The sequence below is a fragment of the Bradyrhizobium pachyrhizi genome (assembly GCF_001189245.1).
Taxonomy (GTDB): Bacteria; Pseudomonadota; Alphaproteobacteria; order Rhizobiales; family Xanthobacteraceae; genus Bradyrhizobium; species Bradyrhizobium pachyrhizi.
The window spans coordinates 95206-112639 of the sequence record NZ_LFIQ01000118.1 but is presented as its reverse complement, the minus strand read 5'-3'; the positions used below and the strand labels follow the sequence as shown (position 1 = coordinate 112639).

The following is a 17434-nucleotide window of genomic DNA, read 5'->3' as shown; positions in this document are numbered from 1 at the left end:
GGGTCCCTGCTTTCGCAGGGACGACACCGTGAATGTGGACGGATCGTCGACGACCTCAGCGACAGCCTACGCGTGGCCGGCGTCGTTCGAGAGCATGCCGGCCTCGATGCCGATCTTGCGCAAGGCTCGCGCGTATTTCTCGTCGACGTCGGTACCGAAGATCAATTCCGGATCGGCGTCGCAATGCAGCCAGCCATTGTGCTGGATCTCGTTCTCGAGCTGGCCCGGCGCCCAGCCGGCATAGCCGAGCGCGAGGATCGCGTGCTTCGGCCCGGCGCCCTTGGCGATCGCCTTCAGGATATCGACGGTCGCGGTGAGCGAGATGCCGTCGTCGATGTTGAGTGTCGCATCCTGAATGTAGAAGTCGCTGGAATGCAGCACGAAGCCGCGGCCGGTGTCGACCGGGCCGCCCTTCATCACCTTCATCATCTCGGCATTCTCGGGCAGCTGGATCTGGTCCGACTTCTCGATGATGTCGAGCTGCACCAGCAGCCCGGGAAAATCGATGCTGCCGGCGGGACGGTTGACGATGATACCCATCGCGCCCTCGGAGGAATGCGCGCACATGTAGATCACGGAGCGTTCGAAGCGCGGGTCGTTCATGACAGGCATCGCGATCAGCATCTGGCCGTCGAGATAGCCACCTTCGGCGGCATGGGCGCCGACGGCCGGGTTTCTGCCGGCGGTGGTCTTGCGAGTCTTGCCTGTTTTGCCTTCAGGGCGCATCCGCAAAGGCCTTTCCTGCTGATTTGGCATCCTGATATCGGGTGGCGGTTCTGTCAATCAACCATCGACCGCCGTGCGGCGATGCATCACAAGCAATTCAATGGTTTGCACCGAAAGTTACAGGTAAAGACGTCTCATGATCGTCATAGTTCCCTTGCGTGCCGCATTTGGCGTTGCCACCCTGTTTTCCGTCGCATGTATGGCAACGGAGGTCCGCGCCGACGACGCCTCGCCGTGGCAACAGGACACGCATTCGGCGGTGCGGCTGCTCGCCGGATCGCGCAGCGGCGCGGTGCTGCTTGGCGGCATTGCGTTCCAGTTGCAGGACGGCTGGAAGACCTATTGGCGGACGCCCGGCGATTCCGGCGTGCCGCCGCGGTTCGATTTCTCCAGGTCGGATAACGTCGAGGCGGTCACCGTGATGTGGCCGGCGCCGCGGCAATTCGACGACGGCGCCGGCGGCACCTCGCTCGGCTACAAGCACCAGGTGGTGCTGCCGCTGCGCATCGTGGCGAAGAATCCCGACAAGCCGCTGGTGCTGCGCGCCGACATCAACTACGCGGTGTGCGAGAAGCTGTGCGTGCCGGTGGAGGCGAAGGCCGAGCTGGCGTTCGCGAGCGTCGCATCGACCGAGGACGCCGCGCTGTCGGAAGCACTCAACGCGGTGCCGAAGCCCGCCAATATCGGCGACCCGATCCCGTTTTCGATCCGCGACGTCAAGCGCGACGGCAAGAACAACGTGCTGGTCGATGTCGCCGCGCCCGAGAGCAAGGACCTCAGCCTGTTCGTCGAGGGGCCGACGCCCGACTGGGCGCTGCCGGTGCCCAAGCTCGTTGCGCAGGCGCCGCCGGGCGTGAAGCGCTTTTCTTTCGAGCTCGACGGCCTGCCGCCCGGCGCCAAGGCCGACGGCGCCGCGCTGAAGCTGACGCTGGTCGGCGGCGACAAAAGCTACGAATTCAATATCAATTTGAATTGAGCCGTAGGTCATTCCGGGGCGATGCAGCGCATCGAACCCGGAATCTCGAGCTCCCGGGTTCAGTGCTTCGCACTGCCCCGGGACGACCCCGAAGGGGTGCGTCACCCAACCCAATCTTAACGTTTCGTTGATAGATCGGAGGCCATTGCCGCCACGCGGCGCTTTAGGAATTTTCCGCCTTGGCTGTGATGGAGACACAATCCGCAACCTCTGCGCCATCGGGCCGGGCCGCACGCCTGCGTAGCCTCGCCGCGCGCGCGCTCGGCGGCACCAAGGAGGCGTCGGTCACCAAGCGCCTCGCCGGCATGATCTTCGCCATCCGCGTCATCAGCGCCGGCATCGCCTATCTCGCGCAGATCATGCTGGCGCGCTGGATGAGCGGCTCGGATTACGGCATCTATGTCTATGTCTGGACCTGGGTGCTGCTGCTCGGCAGCACCATGGATTTCGGCATCGCGCCCTCCGCCCAGAAGATCATTCCGGAATACCGCGCGCGCGGCGACCTCGCGGCGCTGCGCGGCTTCCTCTCAGGCGGCCGCTGGGTGGTGCTTGCGACGTCCAGCGTGGTCGCGCTGCTGCTGGCCGGCGTAATCCACCTCGCCTCGCCCTGGATCGATCCCAACGCGGTGGTGCCGCTCTATATCGGCTGCCTGACCCTGCCGCCCTTCGTCGTCGCCAACACCCAGGACGGCATCTCCCGCGCGCATGACTGGATGCAGCTCGGCCTGATGCCGCAGTTCATCGTGCGGCAGGGGCTGATCATCGCGCTGACCGCCGGCGCGCTGGCGCTTGGCCTCAATCTCGGCGCCACCGCGGCGATGATCGCGAGCGCGGCCGCGGTGTACATCGCGGCGATCGGCCAGATGGTCGTGCTCAACCGCCGCCTCACCGCCCATCTCGGGGTGGGCGAGAAGACCTACGACGTCAAGGGCTGGTTCGCGATCTCGCTTCCGATCATGCTGGTCGAGAGCTTCTATCTGCTGCTCGGCTACACCGACGTGCTGATGCTGCAGCAGTTCCGCTCGTCCGAGGAGGTCGGCATCTATTTCGCCGTGGTGAAGACGCTGGCGCTGGTGTCGTTCGTGCACTACGCGATGGCGGCGACCACGGCGCACCGCTTCGCCGAATACAACGCGCTCGGCGACAAGGACCGGCTGTCGGCCTATGTCGCGCACGCCATCAGCTGGACGTTCTGGCCCTCGCTGTTCGCAACCGTTGCCCTGCTGGCGTTCGGCAAGCCGCTGCTGTGGCTGTTCGGCCCGAAATTCGTCGACGGCTACAGCATCATGTTCGTCGCCGCGATCGGCCTCGTGGTCCGCTCGGCAATCGGGCCGGTGGAGCGGCTGTTGAACATGCTCGGCCACCAGAGCATCTGCGCGACCGCCTATGCGGTGTCGTTCCTGATGAATGTCGGGCTCTGCATCGCCCTCGTCCCGCGCTACGGCGGCATGGGCGCCGCGGCCTCGACCTCGCTGTCGCTGACCTTCGAGACGATCCTCTTGTTCTATGTCGTGCGCTCGCGCCTCGGCCTGCACGTGCTGGCATTCGGCAAGCGGCGGCCGGCGTCATAGGATTGCGCCGGACGGGGCATAGTGCGATGCATGACTGTCGCCGGACCGAGGAACCTGCCTGACCGCGTTCAGCCTTGCGCCCGTCAGGCGCGCCTGATGTCCGCCCGCTCGCAATGCTGGCCGGCAACCATGCGGCGGAAGAACCACAGAACGGCCGGGCAAGCCAGGAGCACGGCGGCGCCGAAGTCGAGCGCCGCGCCCGCGGAGCCGACCGCGGTGGAGAGCTTTCCTCCGATCGCAGGTCCAGCCAGCATGCCGGCGTAAAAGACGGTGTAGAATATTCCCATTCCGATCGGCCGCGTCTTCTGCTCGAGCACGCGCGCAGGCAGGCTCATGATCGGACCGGCAGGCAGGCCGCAGAGGATTCCAAGAGCAATGACGACGGGAAGCACCGTGCCGCTGCGCGACAGGAGCAATGTCAGGAGCGCGAAGGCGATTCAGCCCGCGACCAGGATGACCTCGTCGCGCTTGGTCCGATCGGCGAGAAAGCCGCCCAACGGCACCGAAAGGGCGGCGAGCCAGAGCACGATACTGATGGTTGATCCGGCTGCGGCCCCGGACCAGCCCTGCTCGACCAGCATCGACGGACCGAAACTGAAGATCATCGCAAAGCCGATGTTGTAGAGACACCAGATCAGTCCGGCGGCAATCACAGCGCAGATCGTGTCGGCGGTCAGGCTGCTGCGCTCGCCTTCAACCGCGACGGCCGCGTCCGGCGCGCGATAAACCAGAGCGATGAGGCCGAGACCGATCAGGATCACCCCGGTGACGGCAAGATTGACGGCATGGAGTCCGAGCGTGGCTCCGATTGCCGGCAACAGCATGAGAGCGACTGCGATGCCGGCCGGCCACGAGTTGATGAAAATAGCCATCGCGGTGGCGATTTCCCGGCCGGCAAACCAGTCCGCGACCATCTTGGTCATCAGAACGTTCAGGAGGACGCCGCCGATGCCGGCAGTCAGTCGGCCCGCGATCTGCACGCTCCACGACGTTGACGTGGTCATCAGCAGTTCGCCTGCCAGCATCATCAGGAGACCGGCAAGGACCACCGCCTTGTCGCCATAGCGGCGGCCGATCGCGCCGCCAGGCAAGGCAAGCAGGGCGCCCGGCGCAAAGTAGAGCCCGATCAGAACGCCGATATCGGCCAGGCTCGCGCCCAGACCCTGGCTGAGTTGCGGTGCGATGGCCGCGACGCTCTGAAACTGAAAGGCGATGGTGGCACGAGCGACGAACAGAGCAGCAAGAATGGTCCAGCGGCTTCGCATTTGGATTTTCTCCGATGCCCAGAACTATGTCGTCGGCTTGATGTTCTGGTTCAGGCGGAAGAAATTCGTCGGATCGTATTTGTTCTTGAGCGCGACGAGGCGTCCGTAATTTTCACCATAGGCGTCGCGCACCCGGTCTTCGCCCTCATCCCCCAGGTTGTTGGCATAGACGCCGCCGGTCGAATAGGGCCTGACGGCACTCCACAGCTCGCGTGCCCAATGCATGTTCGCCTCGTCACCGGCCGGATCGTCCCAGATCGCAACCGGAAAGCAGTCGAACGCCGCATCGCGGTTTGCGTAAGGCGAGCTCGATACCGGAACCCGCGCAATTGCGCCGCCGACATGCTGGAGAACCAGCAAGGACGCGGTGTTGGGGGCTCTCGCATAGGCGTCGAGCAGCGCGTCGATCGCGCCGGCACCGATCTCGCGCAAGAACTGCGCCTTCCAGTAATAGCGGCGTCCCCGCGGAAACAGGGCATCACCACCCGACTGAATCTCGAGATAGGGAACGGTTGCGAGGCGCGTCTCAACGGGCGAGCCGAACTTGACGATCGGCGAAAGGGCGCGCTCACCGTCATGATGCGAGCCGACGTAACAACCGGAGATGTTGAAGAACCGCTCGCCCGACGGCAGCGTCACAAGGGCCGCGTCGACGTTGACCTCATCGGCAGCGTTGCGGGCGAATTCATCGTAGAACTGCATGGCCTCGCGCGCCTGATCGTAAGGATAAAGCGTCGACGCCACGGGCAACGACGTGCCGATCGGATGCAACTGGTATTCGAACGCAGTCACGATGCCGAAATTGCCGCCGCCTCCTTTCAAGCCCCAGAGCAGGTCGGGGTGTTCGGTCGCGCTGGCCCTTAAAACCTGTCCCTCGGCTGTCACCACTTCGGCGGCAATCAGGTTGTCGCAGGTCAACCCGTATTTTCGCCCGAGCTTGCCGAAGCCGCCGCCAAGCGTGAGCCCGGCGATGCCGGTGTCGCTGTTGACCCCCATGGTGGTCGCCAGGCCGTGCGCCTGCGTGGCACGATCGAATTCGCCGAGATCGAGGCCGGCCTCCGCGCGCGCGGTGCGGCTGACCGGATCGACATCGATGCGTTTCATCCGCGACAGGTCGATGACCATGCCGCCGTCACAGACCGAGAGGCCGGCGACATTGTGGCCTCCGCTGCGAACGGCCACCGGGAACGTGCGGGACCTCGCGAACGTCACCGCCTCGACCACGTCCTGGGTATCCGCGCAGTAGGCGATCATGGCCGGCCGCCTGTCGACGGCGCCGTTCCAGACTTTGCGCGCCTCGTCGTAACCGGCGCTCCCGGCGAGGACCACCTCGCCCTTGAGCCGTAGCTGCGAGCTGGGCCGAAGTTCGGAATGCGATTTGCCCATCACCTCGTCATATGGCTGCCGCTGCTCCATCCGATTTGCTCCTCGTCAGGAATGCCCATGCCATCATCCCACGGCGCGCCAAATTGTCCTGAATCCGATCGGAAAAAGCTGCAAAATTTCACCAAAAGGGATGGCTCCGGGCGATGGCGACGCTTGCCGCCTCAAACGAAAGCCGGCCCTGATCCAATCAGGGCCGGCTTGTTCCTTAGGCCGCCAAATCCCGCCGGAAAATTACTCCGCGGTCCAGCCACCGTCGATCGAGTAGTTGGAGCCGGTGATCTGCGCGGCATCGTCGCTGCACAGGAACAGCGCGAGCGCCGCCACCTGCTCGGAGGTCACGAATTCCTTGGTCGGCTGCGCTGCGAGCAGCACGTCCTTGATGACCTGCTCCTTGGTCATGTTGCGCGCCTTCATGGTCTCCGGGATCTGGTGCTCGACCAGCGGGGTCCAGACATAGCCCGGGCTGATGCAGTTGCAGGTGATCTTGTGCTGCGCGAGCTCCAGCGCCACCGTCTTGGTGAGGCCGGCGATGCCGTGCTTGGCCGAGACATAGGCCGACTTGAACGGCGAAGCGACCAGCGAGTGCGCCGAGGCGGTGTTGATGATGCGGCCCCAGCCGCGCTTCTTCATGCCGGGCACCGCGGCGCGGATGCCGTAGAACGCGGACGACAGATTGATCGCGATGATCGCTTCCCACTTCTCCGGCGGGAATTCCTCGATCGGCGCAACGAACTGGATGCCGGCATTGTTGACGAGGATATCGACCGAACCGAAGGTCTTCTCGCCGAGCGCAATCATGTCGGCGATCTCGGTCGGCTTGGTCATGTCGGCCGGCGAGTGCACGGCCTTGACCTTGAAGTCGGTCTCGATGCCCGAACGCTCCTTCTCGATATCGGCCGGAACGCCCATGCCGTTGAGAACGATATTGGCGCCGGCACCGGCGAAGGCGCGCGCATAAGCCAATCCGATGCCGCTGGTCGAGCCGGTTACAACGGCGGTCTTGCCTGTCAACGTACCCATTATCGGTCGCTCCTATTTGCTTGCGGGGGGCGTGGGTTCATCCCCCGTGAGGTCGTAAGTCACCATGGTCTCCCCGGACTGCGGCCGTTCTAGCCATTCTTTGTGACGCATCGACAAATGCACGTCGCGGACGCCCGCGCCCCAGTGCTCGACCATCGCAACATGGGAGAAGTCGTAGTCCTTCGAGGAGCTCTCGTAGTTCTTGCTCTTGTAGATCAGGTGAACCACCGTGACGGTGTTCTCCTTGGACGCCTTGCGCAGCAGCTCGACCGACGGATCGTTCTTCAGGTAATCGGGCAGCTTGCCGATCAGGTCGCGCACCGCCATGCGGGCGTTGTGGATCTGGCTGTTCTTGTCGGTGTTCATCCGCGTCCGGCTGGAATAGCGGATATCCTTTTCGCGCTCGGCGGCCTCCAGCAAGGTCTCCGGCAACGGCCCGCGGGCGCTGAACAGATCGACCTGGAAGATCAGCAGATCGCGGTTAATCTCCTCGTCGAGCACGAAGTCGAGCGGGGTGTTGGAGGCAATGCCGCCGTCCCAGTAGTGCTCGCCCTCGATGACGACGGATGGAAAGCCCGGCGGCAGCGCGCCCGAGGCCATGATGTGCTCGGGGCCTATCTTCTTGCCGAGCTTCCTGAACTCGTAGTTGTCGAAGTAGCGGAAATTGCCCGAGGTGACGCTGACCGCGCCGACCGACAGGCGCGTCTTGAGATCGTTGATGCGGTCGAAATCAACCAGGCGCTCCAGCGTCTTTTTCAGGGGCCCGGTGTCGTAATAGCTCAGCGATTGCGAGCTGCCGGGCGGCCACAGCGGCGCCGGCGGAATCCGCGGCGTGAAGAAGCCGGGCACGCCGAAGGTCGCGATGATGGCGGCAGAGGTCTCGTTGAACAGCGAGCGGGCGCGGTCATGATTGGAGACCGGATTCCACGGCACCGGCGCCGACACCATCTCCCAGAATTCCTTCAGCCGCGGCACGCGCTTGGCCGGCTCGTTGCCGGCGATGATCGCGGCATTGATGGCGCCGATCGAGATGCCGGCGATCCATTCCGGCTCGAAGCCTGCGTGACAGAGCGCCTGAAAGGCGCCGGCCTGATAGGAGCCGAGCGCGCCGCCGCCCTGAAGAACCAGCACGCGCTGCGCTTGCGCCGGCGTCAAGGCCGGCGCGGAATCCGAAGTATCCATTCGTAACCGTTGGGTCAGGAAATGACTTGGGGCGCACCGTGGCGGCTGTTTACCGCGGCGTCAATCAACGAGATGAAGGGCTCTATTGTTTGAGCATGATCTTCTCGGAAAACCGCCTCACACTTTTCCGGATCATGCTCTGGATCACGCGGAATTTATCGAAATCAGGTTGCCGCCAAAATGAGCGTCCAGAACACCTTGTACTTGGTGTTGGGAGCATAGACCGCCGCGATGCCCATTTTTGTGACACCGCTCTTCAGCATATTGGCCTTGTGCGGCGGTGAATCGCGCCATCCCGAAAAGGCTTCGGCAAGCGTGTGATAGCCGGCCGAGATGTTCTCGACCGCCACCGTCGCGGGATAGCCGCCGGCCTGCAGCCGCTTGCCGAGCGGCGCCTTCACGTCGTGGTCCATCTTGTTGCGGGCGGCCATCGCCTGCGATTGTTGCTCGGCGAGCTTGGTCAGGTCCGGATCCACCACGACGGTGCCAAGGCCATTGTTCTGGCGATACTGCGAAAACATGATCGCGGCCGCCTGGCTATCCAGGACAGCGCCGGGTTGGGCCATGTTGAGATACATGGTCGGTTCTTCCGGGATTTTGGTGTCCGTGCCGCAGCCGGCAAGCAGCAGAAGCCCGATCAGGGCGACCGTCGTCCGTTTCACTGTAAGAAAACCCCCAAAGATTGGCCCGCCGTTGTTGCATACCAACCGTGGCTGAATGGTGAACAGGGGCTAACTTTTGACCACACAAAACGCCGTCATTCCGGGGCGATGCGGTAGCAGCGAACCCGGAATCTCGAGATTCCGGGTTCGGTCCTGCGGACCGCCCCGGAACGGCAGGTGAGCTTGTTGGCCTGGTAGCCCCGATGCAGCGGAGCGCAATCCGGGGCAGCCTATCCGCGGAGCGAAGTCCCGGATTTCGCTGCGCTGCATCCGGGCAACGGAGCGTTTCCTTCCCCCTGAAAGGGGGAAGGTCGGGATGGGGGTCCGGCCACAGGCTGCGCTGCAAGTGGAGAGACCAGATCCCCACCCGCTTTGCTCTGGCGAGCCAAGCGGACCTTCCCTTTTCAAGGGGAGGTTTGCGTGGACCCTACTCCTGGGCGGCAAAGATCCGGTAGCGGCGGGGCTGCAGCGAGACGATTTCGCCGACCTGGAGCTCGCGGTCGCGGGGGGCGTCGATCTCGATCACGGTCTTGCCCTCGCTCCCCGACAGGGCCACCTCGGCACGCTGGATCGGACCGAACGAACGGACATGCCGGATGGCGCCTTCCAGGGCGCCGGTTCCGGCCGGGCCGACCGCCATGTCGTGGCGGCGGACGAACAGCTTGGCCGCGCCGGACGCCGCGCCCAAAGCCGGAATGTTCAGCGGACGGCCGTCCAGCCGCACCGCATCGCCGGCCACATCGACCGGCAGCACGATGGATTCGCCGATAAAGCCATGCACGAAGGCGGTCGCCGGATTGTCATAGACCTCGCCGGGCGAACCGATCTGCTCGATCTTGCCCTTGTCCATCACCACGACGCGGTTGGCGACTTCGAGCGCTTCTTCCTGGTCATGAGTCACGAAGATCGAGGTGACGTGGATCTCGTTGTGCAGCGAGCGCAGCCATTGCCTGAGCTCCTTGCGCACCTTGGCATCGAGCGCGCCGAACGGCTCGTCGAGCAAGAGGATCCGCGGCTCGATCGCGAGCGCGCGCGCCAGCGCGATGCGCTGGCGCTGGCCGCCGGACAATTGGCTGGGATAGCGGTTGGCCAGCCAATCGAGCTGCACCAGGTCGAGCAGGTTCTTGACGCGGGCGCGGATCGTCGCTTCGTCCTTGCGGATCGCGCGCGGCTGCACGCGCAGGCCGAAGGCGACGTTCTCGAACACCGTCATGTGGCGGAACAGCGCGTAGTGCTGGAACACGAAGCCGACCTGGCGCTCGCTGGCGCCGCGAGAGAGCGCATTCTCGCCGTCGATCGCGACCTCGCCCGAGTCGGGCCAGTCCAGGCCCGCGATGATGCGCAGCAGCGTCGTCTTGCCGGAGCCGGACGGACCGAGCAGGGCCAGCAACTCGCCGTCGGCGACCTTGAGGTCGACATTGTCGAGCGCGGCAAAGCTGCCGAACGTCTTTACGATATTCTTGACTTCAATCGCCATCGGGCACCTCTGCCTCGTCGAGCCGCCGCTCGAGAACGGTTTTCGCCACCAGGGTGATCAGCGCCAGCATCGCGAGCAGCGATGCGATCGCGAACGAGGCGACGAACTGGTATTCGTTGTAGAGAATTTCGACCAGCAGCGGCATCGTGTTGGTCTCGCCGCGGATGTGGCCGGAGACGACCGACACCGCGCCGAACTCGCCCATCGCGCGCGCGTTGCAGAGCAGGACGCCGTACAGCAGGCCCCATTTGATGTTGGGCAGCGTGACGCGGAAGAAGGTCTGCAGGCCGGAGGCGCCGAGCGAGATCGCCGCCTCCTCTTCCTGGGTGCCCTGCTCCTGCATCAGCGGGATCAGCGCGCGCGCCACGAAGGGAAAAGTGACGAAGATCGTCGCCAGCGCGATGCCGGGCACCGCGAACAGGATGTGGACATTGTGGGCCTGCAGCCATGGCCCGAAATAGCCCTGCGCGCCGAACAGCAGCACGAAGACCAGGCCCGAGATCACCGGCGAGACCGAGAACGGCAGGTCGATCAGCGTGATCAGGAAGGTCTTGCCGGTGAATTCGAACTTCGAGATCGCCCAGGCCGCGATCACGCCGAACACGAGGTTGAGTGTGACCGAGATCGCGGCGATCAAGAGCGTCAGTTTGATGGCGGCGAGCGCCTCAGGCTCCGCCAGCGCCGCGAGATAGGCGCCGATCCCCTTCGAAAAGGCCGACGCAAACACCACGACCAGCGGCAGCACGACGAAGATGCTGAGGAAGGCGATCGCGAGCGCGATGATGATGAAGCGGATCGGGCCGGGCTCAGTGCGCAAATTGCGCTGCGCCGTCCCCGGCTCCGCGCGACCGATCTCGAGCCGCGGCGCCGGGGCCGCGACGCTGACATCGGTCGCGGGTGCGTAGGTCCGCAGTTGCGTGGTCGAGGTCACCAATCCCGTCTGCATCGACATCGCAAGACCTCAATGCACGGGGATGCGGGCTTGCGCCCAGCGTTGCAGCCGGTTGATCAGGAAGATGATCAGGAACGAGGCCACCAGCATCACGACCGCGATCGCGGTGGCATCGGCATAGCGGAATTCGGACAGCCGGATCACGATCAACAGCGGCGCGATCTCGGAGACATTGGGCAGATTGCCGGCGATGAAGATCACCGAGCCGTATTCACCGATGGCGCGGGCGAAGGCCAGCGCGAAGCCGGTGAGCAGCGCCGGGATCAGGCTCGGCAGGATGACGCGAAACACCGTGTGCCAGCGATTGGCGCCCAGGCTCGCCGCCGCTTCCTCGATCTCGGGATCGAGATCGATCAGCACCGGCTGCACCGTGCGCACCACGAAGGGAATGCCGATGAAGATCATCGCGATGAAGATGCCGATCGGCGTGAACGCGACCTTGATGCCGAACTCGGCGAGCGGCGCGCCGAGCCAGCCCTTCTGCGCGAACAGCTGCGTCAGCGCGACGCCTGCCACCGCCGTCGGCAAGGCAAACGGAATATCGACGATGGCGTCGAACAGCCGCCGGCCCGGAAAACGGTAGCGCACCAGCGCCCAGACGATGACGGTGCCCATCACCAGATTGACGCAGGCGGCCGCAAACGAAAGCCCAAACGAAATCTTCAGGGCATTCAGGGTGCGGCGGCTGGTGATGATGCCCCAGAACTGGTCGAGGCTCAGCTCGAACGTCTTGAGGAACAGCGCGGCCAGCGGAATCAGGATGATAACGGAGAGCCATGTCAGGGTCAGTCCCATGGTGAGACCGAACCCCGGCAGGGTACTGCGCCGTGCAACCGCTGTGCTCACATATCCCCCTGATAATCCGATCAGTTCTTGTAGATCTGATCGAAGATGCCACCCTCGGCGAAGTGCTCCTTCTGCGCCTTGGTCCAACCACCGAAAACGTCGTCGATGGTGAAAAGTTCAACCTTGGCGAAGGATTTTTCGTACTCCTTGGCGATCTCGGGATCGCGCGGCCGGTAGGAGTTGCGCGCGGCGATCTCCTGGCCTTCCTTGGTGTACCAGTACTTCAGATAGGCCTCGGCGACGGCGCGGGTGCCCTTCTTGTCGGCGACCTTGTCGACCACGGCGACCGGCGGCTCGGCCAGGATCGACTGCGCCGGGGCCACGATCTCGAACTTGTCCGCGCCAAATTCGCGGAGCGCCAGAAAGGCTTCGTTCTCCCACGCAAGCAGCACGTCGCCGACGCCGCGCTCGACGAAAGTCACGGTCGAGCCGCGCGCGCCGGTGTCGAGCACCGGCACGTTCTGATAGAGGTCGGCGACGAACTTCTTCGCCTTGTCGGCCGAGCCGAACTTCTTCTGCGCGTAGCCCCAGGCGGCGAGATAGTTCCAGCGCGCGCCGCCCGAGGTTTTCGGGTTCGGCGTGATGACGCTGACGCCGGGTTTAATCAAATCGTCCCAATCCTTGATGCCTTTGGGATTGCCCTTGCGCACCAGGAACACGATGGTCGAGGTGTAGGGCGAGGCGTTGAGCGGCAGCCGCTTCTGCCAGTCGGCCGCGATCAGGCCCTTGCCCGCGATCGCATCGATGTCATAGGCGAGCGCCAGCGTGACGACATCGGCCTGCAATCCGTCGATCACCGAGCGCGCCTGCGAGCCCGAGCCGCCATGCGACTGCTTGATCTCGACGCTCTTGCCGGTTTCCTTCTGATAGGCCGCGGCGAACGCCTTGTTGAAATCGACATAGAGCTCGCGGGTCGGATCGTATGACACGTTCAACAGTGAATAGTCGGCCGCAAAGGCCGAGCTCGCCCACAACAATCCCGCGACCAGCGGCAGGATACGACGGATCATTTCGCTCTCCATTCAACCTGAGAAATGTCAGGGAACACGCAAGACATAACTCACGGTGAAGTGGTCTTAAGTCAACGAAACCGGTTTTCTTTGTTTTCGGCGGCGCAGCGCGCTTGTGCTACGAATTCGCCGCACTGCGAAGGCTTTGTCGCGTCGCCAAATCGCAATGAACCGTCATCGCGATCTGGCGCCCCGCGCAAACGCTTCGCGTTTGTCGCTAGGATCAGGTTCTACGACATCTTCATCGTATGGATGCCGCATTCCGTCTTGGCCCGGCCGCGCCAGCGGCCGTCGCGCGCATCCTCGCCGGCAGCGGACCGGCTGCTGCAAGGCATACACCCGACCGACTGATATCCCGATGCGACAAGTGGATGCGGCGGCAGCTTGCCGAGCGTGTAGATCGCCTCGATCTCCTCGCGCGAGACGTTGGCGAACGGATTGAACTTCAGCCTGACCCCGTCATCCTCGACAACCGGGATGTCGGCGCGGGCACCGCCCTGGAAACGCTTGCGGCCGTTGATCCAGCCGGCGAACGGCTTCAGCGCGCGCGCCAGCGGCTCGACCTTGCGAATGCGGCAGCAGGCGTCGGGATCGCTGAACCACAGCTCGCGGTCCGGATCCTGGCGCGACAGCGCTTCCTCATCGGGCTTGATCGAGCGCACGTCGGTGAGGCCGAGCGCGGCTATCAAAGTGTCACGATAAGCCAGCGTCTCCTCGAACAGCCAGCCGGTATCGAGGAACACCACCGGGATCGCCGGATCGACATCCGCCATCACCTTGAGCAGCGCGGCGGACTCGGTGCCGAACGACGACACCAGCGCCACTTTCTCGCGGCCGAGCGTCCTGACCGCGGCCGCGATCACCTCGGCGGGCGAGGCCGTGCGCAGCGCGCGATCGAGCGCATCGGCCGCGGGCAGTGCGGCCGGCCCCACTGCGAGCTCTGGTGCAAGCGTGCTCACTGGCCGGCGCTCTCCGAATGACGCAGCTGCATGCGGCGGTTGAGTGCGGTGACGCGGCCGTCGCCGGTCGGCTGGTAGAACACCGAATAGCGCTTCATGGTCGCGGCGAAGGCGTCGGCGTCGGCGTCCTTCTTCACCTCGAAGGCGTCGAAGCCGGCGCGCGTCATGAACACGAACTGGTCGCGCAGGATCTGGCCGGTGGCGCGCAGCTCGCCGTCATAGCCGTAACGCTCGCGCAGCAGGCGCGCCTGGCTGTAGGCGCGGCCGTCGCGGAAGGTCGGAAACACCAGCGCGACCGAGGCCAGCCGATCGAGATGCGGCACGAGATCGTCGAGGTTGCGGTTGTTCGGCCAGATCACGCCGGTCTTGCCGGGACGGCGCAGCAGCGCCTCCGGATCGGCGAGAAAGCGCTCGGCGCTCACCAGCACCGCGCCGTCGCCCGGCAGCTCGGCGCCGTCGGCGACATGCACGAACAGATCGGTGGTGATTCTTCCCTGCTTAACGAGTGGCATAGACCCGCTCCCTGATAGGCTCGACGCCCAGACGCTTCACCGTATCGACGAACAATTCTTCGGGACGGTCGCGCAGCGCGAGATAGGCTTCGACAATGTCTTCGATCACGTCGGCGACTTCCGCATAGGGAACGGCCGGGCCGATCAGCGTGCCCAACTGCGCGTTCTCGTCGGCGCGGCCGCCGATCGTGATCTGGTAGAATTCCTCGCCGTTCTTCTCGACGCCGAGAATGCCGATGTGGCCGACATGGTGATGGCCGCAGGCATTGATGCAGCCGGAGATGTTGATGTGCAGCCGCCCGATCAGGTCGGCGGTGTCGTGGTTGGCGAAGCGCCGCGTCAGCTCCTGCGCGATCGGGATCGAGCGCGCGTTGGCCAGCGAGCAGTAGTCCAGCCCCGGGCACGCGATGATGTCGGTGACGAGGTTGACGTTCGGCGTCGCGAGACCGAGGCGATCGAGCGCCTTGAACAGCTGCGGCAGGTCGCACTTGGCGACGTGCGGCAGCGCGAGGTTCTGCTCGTGGCCGACGCGGATCTCGCCAAACGAGTATTTGTCGGCAAGGTCGGCGACCGCGTCCATCTGCTCCGCGGTGGCGTCGCCCGGAGGCCCACCGACCGGCTTCAGCGACAGCGTCACGATCGAATAGCCCTGCACCTTGTGCGGCGCGACCGAGTTCTTGCGCCAGCGCTCGAACAGCGGATCATGCGCGGCCTGCTTCAGCTCGTCCGGCATGTGCGGCAGCTTCTCGTAAGGCGGATAGGAGAAGCGCGAGCGGACCTCCTCGATGGCGGCGTGATCGAGCGTCAGCCCGACATCGCCCATCGCCTTCCACTCCTCCTCGACTTCCCTGGCGAACTTCTCGATGCCGAGCTCGTGCACCAGGATCTTGATGCGCGCCTTGTAGATGTTGTCGCGGCGGCCGTACTGGTTGTAGACGCGCAGGATCGCCTCGACATAGCTCAGGATGTCGCGACCGTGGACGAACGGCTTGATGGTCTTGGCTATGAACGGGGTGCGGCCGAGGCCGCCGCCGACCAGCACCTCGAAACCGGTCTCGCCGTCGGCATTCTTGTGCAGCCGCAACCCGATGTCGTGGATCTTGATCGCGGCGCGATCGTGCTCGGATGCCGTGATCGCGATCTTGAACTTGCGCGGCAGGAACGAGAATTCCGGATGCAGCGTGGTGTGCTGGCGCAGGATCTCCGACCAGATGCGCGGATCCTCGATCTCACCGGGCGCGACGCCGGCCCACTGGTCCGAGGTGACGTTACGCATGTTGTTGCCGGAGGTCTGCATCGCGTGGATGCCGACCTCGGCGAGGTCGGACAGCGCGTCGGGCAGCTCGGCGAGCTTGATCCAGTTGAACTGGATGTTCTGCCGCGTCGTGAAGTGGCCGTAGCCGCGATCGTAGCGGCGCGCCACATGAGCGAGCCGGCGCAGCTGCTTCGACGACAGCGTGCCGTAGGGGATCGCGACGCGGAACATGTAGGCGTGCAGCTGCAGGTACACGCCGTTCTGCAAGCGCAGGATCTTGAATTCGTCCTCGGTGAGCTCGCCGGAAAGGCGGCGCTTCACCTGGTCGCGGAATTCCGAAACACGCTCGTTGATCAGCGTGCGGTCGAGTTCGTCATATGCATACATGATGGATGAGCCTTACGCCGGCACCTGAAGATCGATCGTGACGCCCTTGGCGCGGATGTGTTCGCGAAGATTGCCCGGCTTGAGCTTGCCGCCGTCCTTGAGCTCGACCGGCGCGATGTAGGGGCCGACCGCGCCGACATCGTCGGCGGTGGCTTCGGCCAAAAGCGCGCGCGCATCGTCGGAGGTGCTGACGACAGCGGAATCGGACAGTTCCGTGGACCAGCCTTGCTTGGCGGTTCGGTACACCACCGCACCATCCCAGGTGCGGTTGGCGGTCACCACCGAGGGGCCCGTGATCCTGATTTTCTTCTGTTCAAGCGGAGAGGTCATTCGGCAGCTTTCAGCAGTTCGGAGAACATCTGGTTGGAGAAGAGTTGGGTGACGTTGGACCGGCTCCACGGCGCGGAATGCGCGACCACGTCGCCGATGATGAGAATGGCGGGACCGCCATCGACCTGTTTGACGAGCTCGGGCAGCCGCGCCAGCGTGCCGACCGCGGCCTTGGCATCCGGCCGGGTCACGCGCGCGAACACGCCGACCGGCGTCTCCGGCGAGCGGCCCGCGGCAAGCATGCCTTCGCGGATCGAGGGCGCCGCGGTCATGCCCATATAGACGACGACGGTCATCTTCTTGTCTGTCAGCACCGACCAGTCGACGACTTCGGCATCGCGCGCCTTGTGCGCGGTGAGGAAGGTGATGCGTAGCGCCTCGTGCCTGAAGGTCAGCGGCACTTCGAATTGCGCGGCCGCGCCCAGACCGGCGGAGACGCCCGGAATGATGGAGTAAGCGACGCCGGCGTCGCGCAGCGCCTCGATTTCCTCGCCGCCGCGGCCAAAGATAAAGGGATCGCCGCCCTTCAGCCGCACCGCGCGCTGGCCCGACTGCGCGGCCTCGATCATCAGTGCGTTGATGGCGTCCTGGCCGATGCCGGGCTTGCCGACACGGCGGCCGACCGGAATCCGCGTGGCATCGCGCCGGATGCGGTCGAGAATTTCGGACGACACCAATTCGTCATAGAACACGACGTCGGCATCCTGCAGCGCACGCAACGCCTTCACCGTGAGCAGATCCGGATCGCCGGGACCGGCGCCGACCAGCGTCACGTGACCGATGGCTTTGCCTTCCGGGCTCGCGCCGGCGAATGCGGCGGGATCGGTGATCGCGTTCAGCGCCTGCTCGGCCTCGTCCCTGCGGCCGGCCAGCACCAGCGCGCCGATCGGGCCGTCGACGATGCGCTCCCAGAAGCGG

The 17434-nt window shown here is 64.6% G+C and carries 18 protein-coding genes; 2 read left to right on the top strand and 16 right to left on the bottom strand.

The features are described from left to right. Positions 1–66: 66 nt before the first annotated feature. Entirely contained in the window at positions 67–726 is a 660-nt protein-coding gene (locus AKL29_RS34445) for a YqgE/AlgH family protein (protein ID WP_028334736.1), read from the bottom strand. A gap of 136 nt (positions 727–862) precedes the next feature. Between AKL29_RS34445 and AKL29_RS34440 the strand changes: the two genes are divergently transcribed. Both AKL29_RS34440 and AKL29_RS34435 read left to right on the top strand, forming a co-directional pair. Continuing rightward, positions 863–1702, top strand: a complete 840-nt coding sequence (locus AKL29_RS34440; protein WP_028334735.1) for a protein-disulfide reductase DsbD domain-containing protein — start codon at positions 863–865, stop codon at positions 1700–1702. A gap of 179 nt (positions 1703–1881) precedes the next feature. Then, positions 1882–3273: an oligosaccharide flippase family protein gene (locus tag AKL29_RS34435; RefSeq protein ID WP_050387224.1), complete on the top strand. Its 1392-nt coding sequence runs from the start codon at positions 1882–1884 to the stop codon at positions 3271–3273. An 83-nt stretch (positions 3274–3356) separates the two neighbouring features. Here the strand turns inward: AKL29_RS34435 and AKL29_RS46000 are convergent, their stop codons facing one another. The 15 genes from AKL29_RS46000 to cobA all read right to left on the bottom strand — a co-directional run. Beyond that, on the bottom strand, positions 3357–3695 hold the full coding sequence (locus tag AKL29_RS46000; protein ID WP_347337003.1) for an MFS transporter: 339 nt from the start codon (positions 3693–3695) through the stop codon (positions 3357–3359). A 15-nt stretch (positions 3696–3710) separates the two neighbouring features. After that, a complete protein-coding gene (locus tag AKL29_RS34430) occupies positions 3711–4538 on the bottom strand; it encodes an MFS transporter (RefSeq protein ID WP_244482580.1) in 828 nt (275 codons plus the stop codon). 24 nt (positions 4539–4562) lie between these two features. Further along, positions 4563–5954 (bottom strand): FAD-binding oxidoreductase, encoded by a 1392-nt coding sequence (locus tag AKL29_RS34425; RefSeq protein ID WP_082190786.1) that lies wholly within the window; start codon positions 5952–5954, stop codon positions 4563–4565. A gap of 201 nt (positions 5955–6155) precedes the next feature. Next, a complete protein-coding gene (locus tag AKL29_RS34420; RefSeq protein WP_050387223.1) occupies positions 6156–6944 on the bottom strand; it encodes a 3-hydroxybutyrate dehydrogenase in 789 nt (262 codons plus the stop codon). Between the two features lie 12 nt (positions 6945–6956). Next, complete coding sequence (locus tag AKL29_RS34415; RefSeq protein WP_050387222.1) at positions 6957–8126, bottom strand: DUF3734 domain-containing protein; 1170 nt, start codon at positions 8124–8126, stop codon at positions 6957–6959. Positions 8127–8290: 164 nt separating this feature from the next. Continuing rightward, positions 8291–8788: a CAP domain-containing protein gene (locus tag AKL29_RS34410; protein ID WP_050387221.1), complete on the bottom strand. Its 498-nt coding sequence runs from the start codon at positions 8786–8788 to the stop codon at positions 8291–8293. A gap of 427 nt (positions 8789–9215) precedes the next feature. Further along, on the bottom strand, positions 9216–10265 hold the full coding sequence (locus tag AKL29_RS34405; protein ID WP_050387220.1) for a sulfate/molybdate ABC transporter ATP-binding protein: 1050 nt from the start codon (positions 10263–10265) through the stop codon (positions 9216–9218). After that, the gene (gene cysW, locus AKL29_RS34400) at positions 10255–11217 is read right to left on the bottom strand and encodes a sulfate ABC transporter permease subunit CysW (RefSeq protein ID WP_198400214.1); all 963 of its coding nucleotides are present in this window, start codon (positions 11215–11217) and stop codon (positions 10255–10257) included. Before cysW ends, AKL29_RS34405 begins: the two co-directional genes overlap by 11 nt. A 9-nt stretch (positions 11218–11226) precedes the next feature. Then, positions 11227–12033 carry a sulfate ABC transporter permease subunit CysT gene (cysT, locus tag AKL29_RS34395; RefSeq protein ID WP_082190789.1) on the bottom strand — a complete coding sequence of 269 codons (807 nt, stop codon included), beginning with the start codon at positions 12031–12033 and terminating at the stop codon, positions 11227–11229. Between the two features lie 50 nt (positions 12034–12083). Continuing rightward, positions 12084–13073, bottom strand: coding sequence for a sulfate ABC transporter substrate-binding protein (locus tag AKL29_RS34390; protein WP_050387293.1), 990 nt, complete (start codon positions 13071–13073; stop codon positions 12084–12086). Between the two features lie 230 nt (positions 13074–13303). Continuing rightward, positions 13304–14032 carry a phosphoadenylyl-sulfate reductase gene (locus tag AKL29_RS34385; protein ID WP_028334724.1) on the bottom strand — a complete coding sequence of 243 codons (729 nt, stop codon included), beginning with the start codon at positions 14030–14032 and terminating at the stop codon, positions 13304–13306. Continuing rightward, positions 14029–14544 (bottom strand): DUF934 domain-containing protein, encoded by a 516-nt coding sequence (locus AKL29_RS34380; protein ID WP_028334723.1) that lies wholly within the window; start codon positions 14542–14544, stop codon positions 14029–14031. Before AKL29_RS34380 ends, AKL29_RS34385 begins: the two co-directional genes overlap by 4 nt. Continuing rightward, on the bottom strand, positions 14531–16186 hold the full coding sequence (locus AKL29_RS34375) for a nitrite/sulfite reductase (RefSeq protein WP_028334722.1): 1656 nt from the start codon (positions 16184–16186) through the stop codon (positions 14531–14533). Before AKL29_RS34375 ends, AKL29_RS34380 begins: the two co-directional genes overlap by 14 nt. A 12-nt stretch (positions 16187–16198) precedes the next feature. Further along, the gene (locus tag AKL29_RS34370; RefSeq protein ID WP_028334721.1) at positions 16199–16516 is read right to left on the bottom strand and encodes a DUF2849 domain-containing protein; all 318 of its coding nucleotides are present in this window, start codon (positions 16514–16516) and stop codon (positions 16199–16201) included. Further along, on the bottom strand, positions 16513–17434 hold a 922-nt coding region (cobA, locus tag AKL29_RS34365; RefSeq protein ID WP_244482579.1), incomplete at its 5' end, for a uroporphyrinogen-III C-methyltransferase. The genes AKL29_RS34370 and cobA, both read right to left, overlap by 4 nt.